At 38.6% G+C, this 15,397-nt stretch carries 14 protein-coding genes; 10 read left to right on the forward strand and 4 right to left on the reverse strand.

Going from position 1 to position 15,397, the window contains the following annotated elements:
• Nucleotides 1-44 precede the first annotated feature (44 nt).
• Complete coding sequence (locus O0236_RS00700; RefSeq protein WP_268912264.1) at nucleotides 45-1,211, reverse strand: phosphoglycerate dehydrogenase; 1,167 nt, start codon at nucleotides 1,209-1,211, stop codon at nucleotides 45-47.
• Between the two features lies 1 nt (nucleotide 1,212).
• A complete protein-coding gene (gene serC, locus O0236_RS00705) occupies nucleotides 1,213-2,301 on the reverse strand; it encodes a 3-phosphoserine/phosphohydroxythreonine transaminase (RefSeq protein ID WP_268912265.1) in 1,089 nt (362 codons plus the stop codon).
• Between the two features lie 340 nt (nucleotides 2,302-2,641).
• On the opposite strand from serC, the gene O0236_RS00710 reads away from it, so the two are divergent.
• The 8 genes from O0236_RS00710 to O0236_RS00745 all read left to right on the forward strand — a co-directional run bounded on the left by O0236_RS00710 (nucleotide 2,642) and on the right by O0236_RS00745 (nucleotide 11,825).
• On the forward strand, nucleotides 2,642-4,036 hold the full coding sequence (locus O0236_RS00710; RefSeq protein WP_268912266.1) for an MFS transporter: 1,395 nt from the start codon (nucleotides 2,642-2,644) through the stop codon (nucleotides 4,034-4,036).
• A gap of 66 nt (nucleotides 4,037-4,102) precedes the next feature.
• Nucleotides 4,103-4,735 carry a histidine phosphatase family protein gene (locus tag O0236_RS00715; protein WP_268912267.1) on the forward strand — a complete coding sequence of 211 codons (633 nt, stop codon included), beginning with the start codon at nucleotides 4,103-4,105 and terminating at the stop codon, nucleotides 4,733-4,735.
• 365 nt (nucleotides 4,736-5,100) lie between these two features.
• Nucleotides 5,101-6,747, forward strand: coding sequence for a peptide ABC transporter substrate-binding protein (locus O0236_RS00720; RefSeq protein ID WP_268912268.1), 1,647 nt, complete (start codon nucleotides 5,101-5,103; stop codon nucleotides 6,745-6,747).
• Between the two features lie 101 nt (nucleotides 6,748-6,848).
• Nucleotides 6,849-7,772, forward strand: a complete 924-nt coding sequence (locus O0236_RS00725) for an L-lactate dehydrogenase (protein WP_268912269.1) — start codon at nucleotides 6,849-6,851, stop codon at nucleotides 7,770-7,772.
• Between the two features lie 244 nt (nucleotides 7,773-8,016).
• Entirely contained in the window at nucleotides 8,017-9,189 is a 1,173-nt protein-coding gene (locus tag O0236_RS00730) for an aminotransferase class I/II-fold pyridoxal phosphate-dependent enzyme (protein ID WP_268912270.1), read from the forward strand.
• A 13-nt stretch (nucleotides 9,190-9,202) separates the two neighbouring features.
• Nucleotides 9,203-10,189, forward strand: coding sequence for a D-2-hydroxyacid dehydrogenase (locus tag O0236_RS00735; RefSeq protein ID WP_268912271.1), 987 nt, complete (start codon nucleotides 9,203-9,205; stop codon nucleotides 10,187-10,189).
• Between the two features lie 82 nt (nucleotides 10,190-10,271).
• Entirely contained in the window at nucleotides 10,272-11,387 is a 1,116-nt protein-coding gene (locus O0236_RS00740; protein ID WP_268912272.1) for a matrixin family metalloprotease, read from the forward strand.
• 27 nt (nucleotides 11,388-11,414) lie between these two features.
• Nucleotides 11,415-11,825: a VOC family protein gene (locus O0236_RS00745; protein ID WP_268912273.1), complete on the forward strand. Its 411-nt coding sequence runs from the start codon at nucleotides 11,415-11,417 to the stop codon at nucleotides 11,823-11,825.
• Between the two features lie 43 nt (nucleotides 11,826-11,868).
• Here the strand turns inward: O0236_RS00745 and O0236_RS00750 are convergent, their stop codons facing one another.
• Nucleotides 11,869-13,653, reverse strand: coding sequence for a heavy metal translocating P-type ATPase (locus O0236_RS00750; protein ID WP_268912274.1), 1,785 nt, complete (start codon nucleotides 13,651-13,653; stop codon nucleotides 11,869-11,871).
• Nucleotides 13,654-13,766: 113 nt separating this feature from the next.
• A complete protein-coding gene (locus O0236_RS00755) occupies nucleotides 13,767-14,168 on the reverse strand; it encodes a Spx/MgsR family RNA polymerase-binding regulatory protein (protein WP_268912275.1) in 402 nt (133 codons plus the stop codon).
• A gap of 187 nt (nucleotides 14,169-14,355) precedes the next feature.
• Between O0236_RS00755 and O0236_RS00760 the strand changes: the two genes are divergently transcribed.
• Both O0236_RS00760 and O0236_RS00765 read left to right on the forward strand, forming a co-directional pair.
• Nucleotides 14,356-15,057, forward strand: coding sequence for an AzlC family ABC transporter permease (locus O0236_RS00760; RefSeq protein ID WP_268912276.1), 702 nt, complete (start codon nucleotides 14,356-14,358; stop codon nucleotides 15,055-15,057).
• Nucleotides 15,054-15,374, forward strand: a complete 321-nt coding sequence (locus O0236_RS00765) for an AzlD domain-containing protein (RefSeq protein ID WP_268912277.1) — start codon at nucleotides 15,054-15,056, stop codon at nucleotides 15,372-15,374. The genes O0236_RS00760 and O0236_RS00765 overlap by 4 nt, the downstream gene beginning before the upstream one ends.
• Nucleotides 15,375-15,397: the final 23 nt, after the last annotated feature.

Consider the following 15,397-nt stretch of genomic DNA (forward strand, 5'->3'; position numbering starts at 1 on the left):
ACCACGAAAAAAGAAGTCATGTGAATCATGACTTCTTTTTAAAATTATTTTTCAATTACTCTGGTTCGATAAACCGAACCAATGTTATTTAATTCATTGACTACTTCATCGACTTGTTTAGCCTGTAAATGATCAGTATCAATAATCGTGTACGCAACTTGATCTCTGGCTGCATTCGACATACTTTCGATATTGATATTTTCATTTGCTAATGCAGTAGTGATTTGGCCAACCATGTTAGGAATGTTTTCATGAATAACTGTGATTCTGTAGGCTGTGTTAAATGGAACCGAGAGGCTTGGTAAGTTCACAGAATTATGAACATTTCCAGTTTCTAAATAATCCATAATTGTCGTGGCACCCTTGGTTGCACCATTCACCTCAGCTTCAGCTGTTGAGCCACCAATGTGGGGAGTGATCACGACATCATCGCGATTTAAAAGGATATCGTCTCCAAAGTCAGTCATATATGAAGTCAATTGACCAGTGTTTAATGCATCAATGGCTGCTTCGTTATCGACGATTCCACCTCGGGCAAAGTTTAGTAGTGTGGCACCGGGCTTCATAGCTGCGATAGCCTGAGTGTTGATCATACCAGTGGTTTCTGAATTCTTTGGCACGTGTATCGAAACGAAATCTGCGTTTTTGATGGCATCATTGAAGGTATCGGCACGATTGATTGCAGTAGATATCTGCCACGCAGCGTCAGCAGATAGATATGGATCATATCCAATGACATTCATACCAAGTGCGTTAGCTGCATTAGCCACCATTGAACCGACGTGACCAACTCCAATCACAACAAGTGTTTTGCCGGTTAATTCTTCACCGTTGAATTTAGTTTTATCTTTTTCGGCTCGCAGTGAAATATCGGCACCACTGTTTTTAGCTGAGTATGCGGCGGCTGCAAATAAATTACGGGAAGCTGCAATTAGCATCGCAATGACCACTTCTTTGACTGCGTTGGCATTGCTTCCGGGAGTGGTGAAGACAGCGATACCGTCTTTGGTAGCTGTTTCAATGGGGATGTTATTAAAACCAGCTCCGGCACGAGCGATTACTTTTAGATTCTTAGGGAACTCATGCTCGTGTAAATCAACAGACCTAATTAAGTAAGCATCGGCATTATCAGTTTTGTTGATTTCATATTGGTTGTTAAATAAGGCTAGTCCTTCTGGTGCAATGGCGTTAAAAGTTTTAATTTGATACATATTAATGTCCCCCTTGATAGTGTTTTTCAAAGTCTTCTAGAAAATCAACCAGAACTTGGGCTCCTTCAATTGGCATAGCGTTGTATAAACTTGCTCTAAGTCCACCAACACTTCGATGTCCTTTTAAGCTCATCAAACCATGTTCTGTTGCGGCATTGATGACCTGATTGTCCAATTGTTCATCACCGGTTGTGAAAGGAATATTAGTTAGTGAGCGGTCACTAGGAGTAATATGGTTAGTGAACAGTTTTGATTGGTCAAGGAAATCATAAAGCATCTGCGATTTTTGCTCGTTAATTTTTTGCATTTCATCAATTCCGCCGATTTCCTTAAGCCATTTAAGCACTAGCCCAGCAGTGTAGATTGGAAATACGGGCGGAGTATTGTAGAGCGAATTTTTCTTAACAAACAGATCGTAATCTAAGATACTAGGAACATTCTCAACCTTATGAACCAAGTCATCACGAACGATGACAACGGTCACTCCGGCTGGCCCGAGGTTTTTTTGAGCGCCTGCAAAAATTAAGCCAAAGTCCGTTACATTGTAAGTTTCTGCGAGAAAATTTGATGACATGTCAGCGACTAACTCTGTGTTGATTGGTCGCACAGGTTGATGGTACGCTGTGCCCTCTATTGTGTTGTTCATAGTGAGGTGCAGGTAGTCATATTGATCAAGATTTTGATTTTCTGGTAAGTGAGGTAGAGATTGATACTGAATATTCTTAGTTGAAGCGAGGGTGTCCATATCAAATCCGAGTCTGGTTGCCTCATCACCGGCACGGACTGCCCAGTGACCACTGTCTAATAAGGCGATCTTTCTGTGATTCGTTGCCAAATTTAGTGGAGCGGCTGCAAACTGGCCAGTTCCACCACCTTGGAAGAAAAGAATATGATAATTGTCTGGTATCTTCATCAAATCTCTAAGGTCTTGTTGAGCATCGGCTAAGATATTTTCAAAAAGGGCGGAACGATGAGAGATTTCTAGGATACTCATTCCGGATCCTTGTACAGAAGGGAGTTCCTCCTGGATTTGGCTAATAACTTGGTCAGGTAATTTTGCTGGTCCTGCAGCATAATTGTAAATCTTCATCATTTCCACTCCTTAAGTAAAATAAAAAGGCCTCACAGATTTTCTGTGAGACCCCACTTGTCATATTAGTGGCCTCACAAAAGTTAATTGATAACCTATGCGAGACCGTTAGTTTTGTGTTTTGCAACCAAAATTAAGCCCACAAAGGTTATTGAGTGGACCAGGAGGATGAGATTAAGTTTTGTAATGGATTGATTAGCATGTGACGTCCTCCTCATTTAGTATACGTAAAACTTACCAAATTTTAATTTAAAAAGCAACTGTTTTAATATTTCTATTTTTGTTAATTGGATAAAAATTAGATAAAATGAATAGACATCAGGTTTTGGAGGAATATTAATTGGAAAGTAACGAAGTAAACTTTAGTCGAAAATCATTTTTAGCAATTGCTGCAATCGCGACATTAACATTTATCGGTGTATTGACCGAAACATCAATGAATGTTACTTTTCCAGCGTTGATGAAGACATATGACGTTGATATGAACACGGTTCAGTGGGTTACGACCGGCTACTTATTAACGGTGGCATTGATCATGATCACGTCTGCATTTCTTAAACGCAGATTTAAAAACTCCCAACTGTTTATCGCAGCAGCATGGTTGTACATAATTGGAGATTTGATGTGTATTTTCGCTCCTAATTTCTGGTTATTATTGTTGGGAAGGATAATTCAGTCAGGTTGTGTAGGAATTTCTGGACCATTAATGACTAACATAATGTTGGAAGTCGTCCCTAGAAAAAAATTAGGAGTCTATCTGGGAACTGGAAGCTTAATTATTTTAATCGCCCCCGCAATTGGACCTTCATTTGGTGGTCTGATGGTTTATCTGTCAGACTGGCGCCTGATTTTTTGGTCAACACTACCAATTGCATTGATTGCTCTTGTATTAGGAAAAAAAGTTATTGAACAGTATTCTGCTGTTAACAGCGAGATAGAATTTGACTGGACTAGATTTGCGGTTCTTGCGGTCGGTATAGTATCACTTATACTCGGGCTTAACCTTGCCACTGGTCCTAATGGGGTCATTAAGTTTGCAATTTTGTTTGCAGTTTCGATTGTGTTGTTTATTGTATTTTATTACCTTTCTAAAAATAGTACGAAAGCGTTGTTCAATTTAAATATTTTCAAGGATTCCATTTTTACACTTAGCTTTTTTCCATATGTATTCTTACAAATGAGTAATATCGGAATTAATTTTTTATTGCCAAATTATGCCCAATTGGTAAATCATTCCAGTTCATTGATTGGTGGTCTGATTTTACTACCAGGTAGTTTACTAAATGGTTTCGGACAACCATTTTACGGATATCTGCTTGATCGATTTGGTGGGAAGTTACCGTTGTACCTTGGAAATGCATTGGTTGCCATTTCGATGTTGGTTATGATGCTTTTGGGCGTGAAAATGAGTATTGTGACTATTGTGATTCTCTACCTGATTTTCAGTATTGGCCGTTCAATGGCATTCGGAAATACCATGACTTATGGACTAAAAATCATGGATTCACATTTAAGAAATGATGCTAATGCGATTTATAATACGGGTCAGCAATTAGCTGGATCGATCGGAACGACTGTGATGGCTGCATTGATGACCGGAATCCATCTACCAACGAATACTTCTGTGGAAAATATCGGCCTAGGAAGTCAGGTTGCGTTTGGTTTGGTTTTAGTTTTGACTTTGGTTAATTTTGTCGTGTACGCCAGATTATTCAAAGTTCCTAGTGAAGTATAAAATTAACAATGCTTGACCAATAGTTAAATATCCAGCAGAATTAAGCTAAAAATTTGGAGGTGCCCAATGACTAATTTTTACTTTGTTCGTCATGGCCAAACTGCTGCTAACAAAGCGGGTTTAAAACAAGGAATCATTAATACTGAGATTACCAATTTAACGGATGTTGGTCGACAGCAAGCAAGCCAACTGCACGAACATTTTGCAATTGATTTCGCAGATTTGATGATTGCTAGCCCGCTCCAACGGACTATGGATACCGCAAACATATTAAATCAAACCGCAAACTTAGATGTGATAACTGATGAACGAATCTTAGAGATTTCTTACGGCGATTGGGATGGTCAAAGTAATGCAACCCTCCAATCTGAATTTCCGGATGTTTTTGAACCTGTTTTGCATGACGTGTTACCTGCGTATGCAGCAATTGCTAATGGTGAGACATTTCAACAAATTATCTATCGTGTAAAACAGTTCATGATGGATTACGCCAAACAATATCCAAACGGTAATTTAATTGTTGTTACTCATGGATTTACTATTAAAGCTGCTGTATTAGCTGCCACGGATAATAACGATGATCTCATGGCAATTGAAGAACCGGATAATTGTAGTGTGACAAAGATCACTTACGACAAGGATCAAGAAAATTATTATGTTAGGTATTTCAACCGCGTCGTGAGGGATGCATTTGTCTAGATCGAGCGGTAATTTATAAAATATAAATTGACATTTAAATTTCTTTTGGTTATTCTTATCTCAAATAAGTAGACGAAAGGAGAAATCACGAATGTGCAAAACTGTTACTAACGCTATCTGTTGTTCAAAGTGTTTGGTATTAGTGCGCGCTGATCGTGGTTTTTCTGAAGATTAATCGGGTAGTTTCCAGCTTTTTTGTGGGGAAGTCTAACTAATTTAATCGATAACAGAAGTGCCTAGTATCAGTGTATCTGATACTAGGCACTTTTTTTCTGCTTAATTTTAAATTGAAAGGATGAATGATCATATGTGTAGTCTGATGCGTATTTCTAGACATTGAAGAATATAAATCGGAGGAATTATGAATGAATAAAAAATTAGTATTTGGAGTCGCTGCTGCTGTTGTCGCAATTGGAATTATTGGTGAGGTTGCTAATCGAAAACCTGCTTCTAATGCTCAAAGTGTTAAATCACAAACACTTAATTTAAGTGCGACCGCTCCATTGGATACCATTGATATCTCTAAATCGACTGGTTATGGCCAAACGGGCAATGTGTTTGAAAGTTTCTTTAGACTTGGGAAAAATGGAAAAGCCACTGCTGGACTGGCTGATAAATATTCAGTATCTAAGAACGGTAAAACTTGGAAGTTTCACATTAGATCAGCAAAGTGGAGTAATGGTGATCCCATAACAGCACAAGATTTTGTTTATTCATGGCGCAGAACGATCAATCCTAAAACTAAATCAGAGTACGCATATCTGTTTGATAATATTAAAAATGCCACTGCAATTAGTAATGGCAAAAAGAATGCTGATCAACTTGGAATTCACTCTAGTGGTAAGCATACTGTTGTGGTTGAGCTAACTAAACCTGTTTCTTATTTTAAGGTTTTAATGGCTTACCCATTATTTGGACCCCAAAACGAAAAATTTATTAAATCAGTTGGTAGTAAATATGCAACTAGATCTAAGTATATGGTTTATTCAGGACCATTTAAGATGGTCGACTGGACAGGAACTGGTAACAAGTGGTCATTTGTTAAAAACAATCAGTATTGGGATAAGAAACAAGTCAAATTACATCGTATCAATTATACGGTTGTCCAGAATCCAGCAACTGGTCTGGATCTCTATCAGCAAGGTAAGCTTGATCTGACGCCACTTTCAACTGAACAGGTAAAAAACTTCAAGAACAATAAGGAATATCGCCAATACCCATATTCGTATAATACATTCTTGAAATATAATTTTGCTGACGAGAATACAAGCCGTCGTAAAGTGATTAATAATCAAAATGCCAGATTAGCAATGTCATTGGCGATTGATCGCAATCAGTTAACCAAGAAGGTCTTAGGTGATGGTTCATCAACTCCAACCGGTTTAGTTCCTGAAAAGGTTGCTTCTGATCCTAAAAACGGAACTGATTTTGCTAAGGAACAAGTGGTGAAAAATACTGTCGATTACAATCCCGAACTGGCTAAGCAGTATTGGCAGAAGGCTTTGAAACAATCAGGCATGAAAAAAGTCAGCTTTGAATTGTTAGCTTCAAATGATGATCCGGAATCCAATGTGGTTACGCAGTACCTTAAAGCTCAATTGCAAAAAGAACTGCCTGGATTAACCATTAATATCCGCTCAATACCTGGAAATGCTGCCAATTCACTAACGCAGAAAGGTGATTTTGACATCAGCCTGTCAGGATGGGGTGCGGACTTTAATGATCCAATTTCTCATTTACAAATTCCGGTAGCTGGCACGCCATATAATTACGGCAAGTATAATAATTCTACTTATAACAAATTAATCTATAAAGCCAATAATCAAGACGCAAATGAGCCAGAAAAACGTTGGGATGATTTAGTTCAAGCAAGTCATGTTCTTAATGAAGATCAGGGACTAACACCACTTTATCAACAAGTTACGGCATATCTACAAAAACCAACGATTCATGGAATAATCCATAATACTGCTGGAACACAGTGGAATTATAAATATGCATATTTGAAATAGGACTATTATTAAAAGTAAATTAGAAAAATTAAAATTTACTGTTGAAAATTAATTATCTAAGTAATAGACTATTAATAAGTTTACGACTTTGAGGTGATTTAATGACAAGAAAAATCGGAGTAATCGGTATGGGTAATGTTGGCTCTACAGTTGCTCATTACTTGGTATCATCGGGATCAACAGATGATTTAGTTTTAATTGATACAAATGACAAGAAGGTTCAAGCTGATGCAATTGATTTTGAAGATGCACTAGCGAACCTGCCTGCCCACACGAATATTACGATAAATGATTATTCCGCATTAAGTGATGCAGATATAGTAATTTCTGCGTTAGGACAAATTAGACTTCAGGATAATGCAGGCGATGATCGTTTTGCTGAACTACCATTCACCAGTGGTCAGGTCAAAGATGTAGCTCAAAAAATTAAAGCATCTGGGTTCCATGGAGTGATTATCGCGATTACTAATCCGGTGGATGTCATTACTTCAATTTACCAAGAAGTTACCGGACTACCAAAGAATCAGGTGATTGGTACGGGGACGTTACTTGATTCTGCTAGAATGAAACGGGCCGTCGCTAAGGGATTAGACATTGATCCACGGTCTGTTACGGGTTATAACCTAGGGGAACATGGAAATTCTCAGTTTACAGCATGGTCAACGGTCCGTGCGTTGGGTAGACCTGTTACTGACATTGCGAACGAACGTGGTTTAGATCTTGATGAAATTGACCATGAAGCTCGCATTGGTGGTTATGTTGTCTTTCGTGGCAAAGGATATACTAATTATGGTGTAGCTACTGCCGCGGTCCGGTTAGCAAACGTAGTTTTGAATGACGCTCATGAGGAATTACCAGTTTCCAATTATCGTGAGGAGTTAGGAACCTATTTATCATATCCGGCAATTGTTGGCCGCAACGGGATTGTGGAACAATTACAGCTTAAGTTAACTGATGAAGAATTAGCGAAGTTGCAAACTTCTGCTGACTTTATCAAAACTAAGTTTGCCGAATCAATGCAGTAAGATGCAGTTAATTTATTCTAAGGAGTTTTGAATTATGAACGAACAAAAACAAACTCAATTGAATAATTATTTATACTTTTGGTTTTTCAGAAATGATCTGTTAGCCAGAAGTATTTCTTGATGGAATCGATGGCCACGCAGATCACGGGATGACTGCGTGGGATATATTTAAGCCAAGATAAAGCTTATCAAGCCCTAGCAGTCAATTAAGATTGCTAGGGCTTTTTTGGAAGGAGAAATTGATATGAGTAAAGAATTAGTAGCAAAAATGAATCGTCAGGTAACGCAACTAAAACCATCTTCAATTCTGGAATTCAACAAACAAATTTCAAAAATTGAAGGTATTATCAAATTAACTTTGGGAGAACCAGACTTTAATACGCCTGAACACATTAAACAAGCAGCGATTAACGCCATAACTGACAATGACAGTCACTACACTGATTCACATGGAATAATTGAGCTCCGAGAGGCGGCCGCAAATTACATGAACGAAAAGTACGACTTGAATTACGATCCTGCCTCTGAGGTATTAATTACCGCTGGGGCTACTGGTTCAATTTACTCATCGCTCACAGCCATTCTAAATCCTGGGGATTCAGTAATTATTCCAACGCCAATATTCCCATTTTACATTCCAATTACCCAGTTAAACGGCGCTAAACCAATATTTATTGATACTTCTGATGATGGCTTCATATTATCTCCTGAAAAATTAGCCGAAACAATTGAAGCTAATCGAGACACCGTTAAAGCGGTGATTTTGAATTACCCAACTAATCCAACCGGAGTAACTTATGAGCGAGAGGATCTCGAGAAAATCGCTGATGTGCTGAAGCGTTACGATATTTTTGTGATTAGTGATGAGATATACAGTGAACTGACATACGAAAAACAGCATGTTTCAATGGGGACAATATTGCCAGAACAGGCTTTGGTAATTAATGGTGTTTCAAAATCTCATGCAATGACCGGTTGGCGGATTGGAGTTGTTTGTGGTCCAGCTGACATCCTTGCAGAAGTTGGTAAAGTAAGTGAATTTACTGTAACTTCTGAAACCACTAACGCTCAACGGGCAGCTGTTGAAGCATTCACGAATGGTATGAATGATGCGATTCCAATGAAAGAAGAATATGCTAAACGTCAACAAATTTTGGTCAAGGGCCTAACTGAAGCTGGTTTTGAATGTCCTAATCCTAAGGGAGCTTTTTACATTTTTGCTAAAATTCCTGCGGGTATGAATCAAAATAGTGTCGATTTTTGCTATGAACTAGCCGAAAATGCCAAAGTTGCTGTAATTCCTGGAGCAACTTTTGGCCCCGGTGGGGAAGGTTACGTTCGAATTAGTTATGCAGCTAGTGAGGCGGACTTGCGCGAAGCGGTCAACCGAATTAAAGCATATGCATTAGTAAAATAGGGAGATTTTCAAAATGAAAATTCTAATGTATAACGTTAGGCAAGATGAAGAACAAGATATTAAAAATTATCAAGCAAAACATGATGTTGAAATCTCAACAAATAATGTTCCTCTCAGCGATAAGACAGTTGCGCTGGCGGCAGGTTACGATGGTATTATCACCCAGCAACATGGCTCGCTCGGATCAGAAAAGGTTTATGAAAAGCTTCATTCATTTGGAATTAAACAGATTGGTTTAAGAATTACAGGATATGAAATTGTTGATTTAGATGCAGCAAGAAAAAATGATCTTGTAGTTACTAATGTTCCTGCATACTCTCCCCGTTCAGTTAGTGAGTTGGTATTGGCCCATACGATGTGGTTGGTTCGGCATATGGGAATCTTGACCGCTCGAGAAAGTCATGGCAACTTTAGTTGGAATGGCATTGAATCTGGTGAAATTCATGATATGACAATTGGCATTATTGGTGCAGGTAAGATTGGCAGTGCGGTTGCCCGAATTTTCAGAGCGCTTGGAGCAACTGTGATTGCTGCTGATCCAGTTAAAAGACCGGAGTTAAATGACACACTCACATATGTTGATCACGAAACGGTCTTTAAGACATCAGATATTATTACGATGCACACGCCATTGACTAGTGAAACCCATCATATGATTGATGAAACTTTTTTTAGACAAATGAAATCAAGTGCATTTTTTATCAATGCATCGAGAGGACCAGTCGTAAAAACTGAAGACTTAGTTTCTGCTTTAGAAAATCGTGAGATTGCCGGTGCGGCCATCGATACTTATGAAGGAGAAAGCGCCACAGTTGGCAAAAATTTAGATAGTAAAGTTCTGGACAAAAATCTTCAAAAATTGTTGGCAATGCCAAATGTGAATGTCAGTCCTCACGTTGGTTTTTATACTGATGTTGCAGTTAAGAATATGATTGAGATAGCGTTGAACGATACAATTGATATTTTAAATGACGCTGGAAGCCTGCATATCGTTAGCTGATTCTAACTGTGTTTTTAAATAATAGAACCACCCTAAATATGTTATATTGGAAGCAATAATAATGTTTAAGGGGTGGTTTTTTATGGTCAAATTTAAGAAGCAGTTGCTTGGACTAGCCACTGCAATTTTTGCTTTCGGTTCGGTGTTTACAGCAGGCATTGGAAATGAATCTCAATCCGCAGAAGCCAATACTAAATCCGCTAAAGTCGTTAAAGTACAGAATTTTAGTACTAGACAGTACCGAGCTACTAAGGGGTATATTTATCGGACAACAACATTAAATAAAAAAATTCATAATGCTAAAAATTATCCTAAGACGGTATTTTACACTAGTCGCCAAGTAACAGTTAAGAAGACCAATGGTAAAAAGGCCGTTTATTTCTATGTCCAAAATAAGACCAAGAAGGTCAAAGGATATATTTGGCGTGGTTACCTAGTTCAAATAAGGAAAATATCTTCTGATAAGACGCCTACCGAGAACAACAATGATCTAAGTTCTACTTCATCAACAGCTGAACCAATTATCTCTGCCAGTGCCCTTGATGAGTTAATTAATAAAGCTCCGGACTTAGATCCCTCAAGTGCAATTTTGAATTTAAATGCTCGGGAATATGGTACGTACAGGAATATCTTGGACAAGGCTTACAATATCATTCAAACATCCCCGGCATCGATGTTTGAAAATAATACTGCAAGTATATACGTCACAAATAATAGATTGGTACCATACGTTCAACAAGCAATCAGCAAGTGGAATAATGTGCTGAACGAAACGGTTTTTACCATGGGAACTAAGGGTAATCACACACTTACTGTTAATTTGGTTTCTGATGATGATTCTGGCTGGGATGGCATGTACGACGGTAAAGCAGTTTATGTTGAGGCAACGCGCTTTTTAAACTCGCATTACCCCAACGCTTATTTAGATCCTCAAGCAGCTTCGCTAGTGAACCCTAATACTTATTGGGTTGGTGTAATTACTCATGAATTGGGTCATACTCTTGGATTGGATCACACCGGTTATCAAAGTGACTTGATGTTTGCAAGCAGTAGTAAAGGTAGTGCGATTGCCAAATATGATTGGCAATCACCAGTTGAATTGTCAAGCACAGGGCTTGATGGTGCTGAGAGCGGCGGTAACTTTACAAGTCGCGACATTGATCGTGCAAAATTAGCTAAAAACCTTGGTTACTGGTAATTTAGTTGAATGGAGAAGTTTATTAAAATGTCTTTGAGTGTATATTTGTATTTTAATGGTAATTGCAAAGAAGCAATTGAGTTTTATAGTGATGTATTTGGAGTCGCTGATGATGACAGACAAATCACAACTTATAAAAACGCATCAGATTTTGGTGGTAATCCAGAGGATGCGGATAGAATCATTCGGTCATCAATCAAGGTTGGCGATATGAAAATATTGATGGCCGATGTTGCTAAGGGAAGCAACTTACGTCAAGGTAATAACTTTGCGTTACAGTTTGAGACGCGGGACGAAAATGAACTTAGAACGGTCTATGATAGATTGTCTGAAGGTGGAAAGGTTCATTTACCATTGCAGGACTCGTTCTTCACATCATTATTTGCCAATTTGACTGATAAATTCGGTATCAGTTGGCAATTAAGATTAGAAAAATAGAAAAATGGTCACTTTTTGATAAAAGTGACCATTTTTAATTTAATCAATAGTTTCTTGCTCGTAATGCCCAGAGAATTGTCACCGTATCAACAACTTCTTGGAATAGAGCACCGATGATAGCAGGGATGACTCCGGTACTAGCAATCAACATTAAAATGATACAGACGATTATTCCGATTAAAACCGCATTTCTTGCGACTTGCATAGTGTGTTCAGCGATTCTTCTGGCAGTTACAACTAATGATAAATCATCTTTCAAAATAACTGCATCGGCTGACTCAGATGCTGCTGTTGCTCCGTGCACACCCATTGCAATTCCAACATCCGCAGTGGCCAATGAAGGTGCGTCATTAACACCATCTCCGACCATGACAACTGGCTTTTTTTCTGAAGGCAATTGTTGAACAATTTGAATCTTTTCTTCGGGGAGTTTTTCAGCATATACGTGATCAATACCGACTTCAGTTGCGATTTGGTTTGCGATTGCAAGCTTGTCACCTGAAATCATCAGCAGGTTGTGAATTCCAGATTGATGAAGACCGTTCATGACCGCTTTTGCTTCTGGTCTAAGAGTATCCTTGAAGGCCACGTAGCCAATATATTCGTTATTAATGGAAACATAGACCGCAGTTTGGTCAATAGTTGAAATTCTGACGTCGGTAACAAAACTAGCTTTACCTGCTTTTATCAAATCGCCGTTTATCTTAGCTTCGATTCCTTGTGCAGTCACTTCTTTAACGTCTTCAACTGGCATAATAACACTGGCAGACTTCACCAATGAACGTGCCAAAATATGACTTGATTGCTGTTCCGCACTTGCAGCTAGTGTCAATACTTTTTCCGTTGTATATCCAGGAACAGCATAGGTTGTTTCAACTGTTAATTGACCTTGAGTGATGGTTCCTGTTTTATCAAATGCCATTGACTTAGCCTTAGCAAGTTGTTCGATAGTCGTTCCACTTTTGACAATAATTCCATTTCGAGAAGAAAGACTCATTCCAGATACTAAAGCAATCGGGGCAGCTAAAATCAGGGGACAAGGGGATGCGACAACTAGTACTTCCGCAAATCTCACTGGGTCTTTAGATAGGTACCAAGCAATTCCAGCAATCAGATAAGCGACGATAGTAAAAGGCACTGCATAACGGTCCGCCATTCTAACAAATGGTGCTGGATGTTCCTCAGCTTCTTTAACTAATTGGATAATATTTTGGTACTGGCTATCTTTGGCCGTTTTACGGGCAATCATTTTGAATGAAGAATCTTGGTTTAGTGATCCTGACATAATTGTATCATTGACTTGTTTATGGACGGGTAGGGATTCACCAGTTAGCGAAGATTCATCTATCGTGACTGATGAAGATAAGACAACGCCATCCACGGGAACGATTTCGCCAGGCTTAACTAGCAATTCATCGTTGACAGCTACCGCATCAACTTCGATGTCTTCAAGCGACTCATCTTTTATCAGGTGTGCGGTTTGCGGTGAGTTATCGAGTAAGGTTTGCAGTTCGGAATTAGCCTTATTAGCCGCATAATCTTCTAATGCATCGCCACCTGTGAGCATAAGAAGAACAATTAAGGCAGCCCAATATTCTGACACAGCTAAAGTTGCAATTACGGCTGTTATGGCTAACAAATCAACGCCGAATTTTCCTGACCGTAATGTCTTGATCATATCGATGAACATGGTCAAAGCAATAATGGTCCCAGCTATTGTGATGATCGATTGGGAAATGTGTGGTAAATGGAATAGAAATTCTACCGTTGCCGCGACAATCGTCACTGTTACAACGCTGATTAGACTGGCGTAGTTTTTGATTTTCATTTATCATCCCACCTTTTCTAAGTAGTGAAGCCCTCACCTAGATTGTAACAATTCTAAAATACCAAATCTAATTTTAAAATCGCAAAAAAGAGTGCCCATATGAGACACTCTTTTTATACAGTTAACATTTTTTGCGTTAACAATTCTAAGTTTCGCTTTCGCACACTACGTGGGAGAAAGGCCCTGATATCTTCCTCGCTGAAGCCGACTTGCATCATATAATCATTCTTTATGATAGGTCGCTTAATTAACTCTTGATGCTTTACCAAGATATTAACTAATTCCGAGAAAGTTAAATCGTTGATCCGTGACTTAATTTCTTGATACTTCTTAGCACGAGTTGATACAAGATCTTCGCTACCATTTTCAGATAGAGAGAAAAGCTGTTTAATTTCATCTCGTGTCAGTGGTTCTCGAATCATGTTTCTAACTTCAAATTGAAGATCATGTTCTTCCAACCATTCTCTAGCTTTTCGACTAGACGAATTGCTTGATGATACGTATAGGGTAATCATGATAAAAACCTCCGTCCTATTAGTGACTTATGGCCTAAACAGCTTACCCCTCTACATAATTATCTTAACATCTGAGGTATTATTAACAACTTTGAAAACTGGAATTTTCAAGCAATTATTTAATGGTAGGTCGTGTCATAGTATAATTATTATTAATACTTTTTAACTGACTGGAAGTGATGATGAAGTGAATCAAGAACTTAGTGCTAGGGCGGGGTTAAAGGACGTTGTTCCGACTTTGGTTGGCTATATTGGCGTGGGATTAGCTTTCGGAATTGTAGCTAAGGCTGCCAATCTTTCAGTATTGGTTGTGTTTATCATGTCGCTGCTTGTGTATGCCGGCGCAGGCCAATTTTTAATCGTGTCAATGTTGACTGCGGGTGCACCAGTAGTTACGATTGCGATTTCCGTACTGCTTATCAATGCCCGTATGAGCTTAATGAGTATGACAGTTGCTCCTTATCTAAAGAAAGAATCGTTGCTTAAATATATCGGTTTAGGAAGTTTACTAACCGATGAAACATTCGCACTGTCGATGAATAAGCTTAATTATACGGATCGGCAATTAAATGGAGCCTGGTTGAATACTGCTAATATAGTTGCGTACTTAGTTTGGGCGCTCTCAACTGTGGTTGGAGCGGTGCTTGGTAGTGCAATATCGGATCCGAAAGTTTTAGGCCTTGATTTTGCGGTGGTTGCCATGTTCATTGGTTTACTTTACTTACAGATGATTGCCGATCACAGTAAACCACTGATCATGCATCTAGAAGTCGCCGGGTTTGTCATGGTGAGTATTTTCGTTCTGATGCGTTTTATGCCCGGAAATACCGCGATTCTTGTTGGTACGATATTAGGTTGCTTATTTGGAATGGCGGTGGAAAAGAAATGAATAATTATATCTATGGTTCAATTATCATCAGTGGCATTGTAACTTGGTTACTGCGAGTGGTGCCATTTGGCATCGTTAAAAATGTAAAGATTTCAAAGGGCGTTATGAGTTTTCTAAGTTTTGTGCCAGTTGCCATCTTGTCCGCAATTTTTATGGAAAGCTTACTAGTTTACAATTCAGGAACTTGGCCCGCAATTAATATTGAGAATTTGATTGCTTCAGTTCCTACTATTATTAGTGGCGTTATTTCAAAAAGTTTGATGGTGGTAGTGATAGTAGGGGTTATTTCAATGGCGTGTGTTAGATTTTTGATGTAGTAGGTTAATAATTACATTATCCA

Source organism: Lentilactobacillus sp. SPB1-3, assembly GCF_026913205.2.
GTDB classification, from domain to species: domain Bacteria; phylum Bacillota; class Bacilli; order Lactobacillales; family Lactobacillaceae; genus Lentilactobacillus; species Lentilactobacillus terminaliae.

What these genes read in the sequence shown, in the direction of transcription:
- O0236_RS00700 (WP_268912264.1), bottom strand. Translation starts at nt 1,211, where the DNA reads ATGTATCAAATTAAAACTTTTAACGCCATTGCACCAGAAGGACTAGCC.
- serC (WP_268912265.1), bottom strand. Translation starts at nt 2,301, where the DNA reads ATGAAGATTTACAATTATGCTGCAGGACCAGCAAAATTACCTGACCAA.
- O0236_RS00735 (WP_268912271.1), top strand. Translation starts at nt 9,203, where the DNA reads ATGAAAATTCTAATGTATAACGTTAGGCAAGATGAAGAACAAGATATT.
- O0236_RS00740 (WP_268912272.1), top strand. Translation starts at nt 10,272, where the DNA reads ATGGTCAAATTTAAGAAGCAGTTGCTTGGACTAGCCACTGCAATTTTT.
- O0236_RS00725 (WP_268912269.1), top strand. Translation starts at nt 6,849, where the DNA reads ATGACAAGAAAAATCGGAGTAATCGGTATGGGTAATGTTGGCTCTACA.
- O0236_RS00720 (WP_268912268.1), top strand. Translation starts at nt 5,101, where the DNA reads ATGAATAAAAAATTAGTATTTGGAGTCGCTGCTGCTGTTGTCGCAATT.
- O0236_RS00750 (WP_268912274.1), bottom strand. Translation starts at nt 13,653, where the DNA reads ATGAAAATCAAAAACTACGCCAGTCTAATCAGCGTTGTAACAGTGACG.
- O0236_RS00765 (WP_268912277.1), top strand. Translation starts at nt 15,054, where the DNA reads ATGAATAATTATATCTATGGTTCAATTATCATCAGTGGCATTGTAACT.
- O0236_RS00715 (WP_268912267.1), top strand. Translation starts at nt 4,103, where the DNA reads ATGACTAATTTTTACTTTGTTCGTCATGGCCAAACTGCTGCTAACAAA.
- O0236_RS00745 (WP_268912273.1), top strand. Translation starts at nt 11,415, where the DNA reads ATGTCTTTGAGTGTATATTTGTATTTTAATGGTAATTGCAAAGAAGCA.
- O0236_RS00730 (WP_268912270.1), top strand. Translation starts at nt 8,017, where the DNA reads ATGAGTAAAGAATTAGTAGCAAAAATGAATCGTCAGGTAACGCAACTA.
- O0236_RS00755 (WP_268912275.1), bottom strand. Translation starts at nt 14,168, where the DNA reads ATGATTACCCTATACGTATCATCAAGCAATTCGTCTAGTCGAAAAGCT.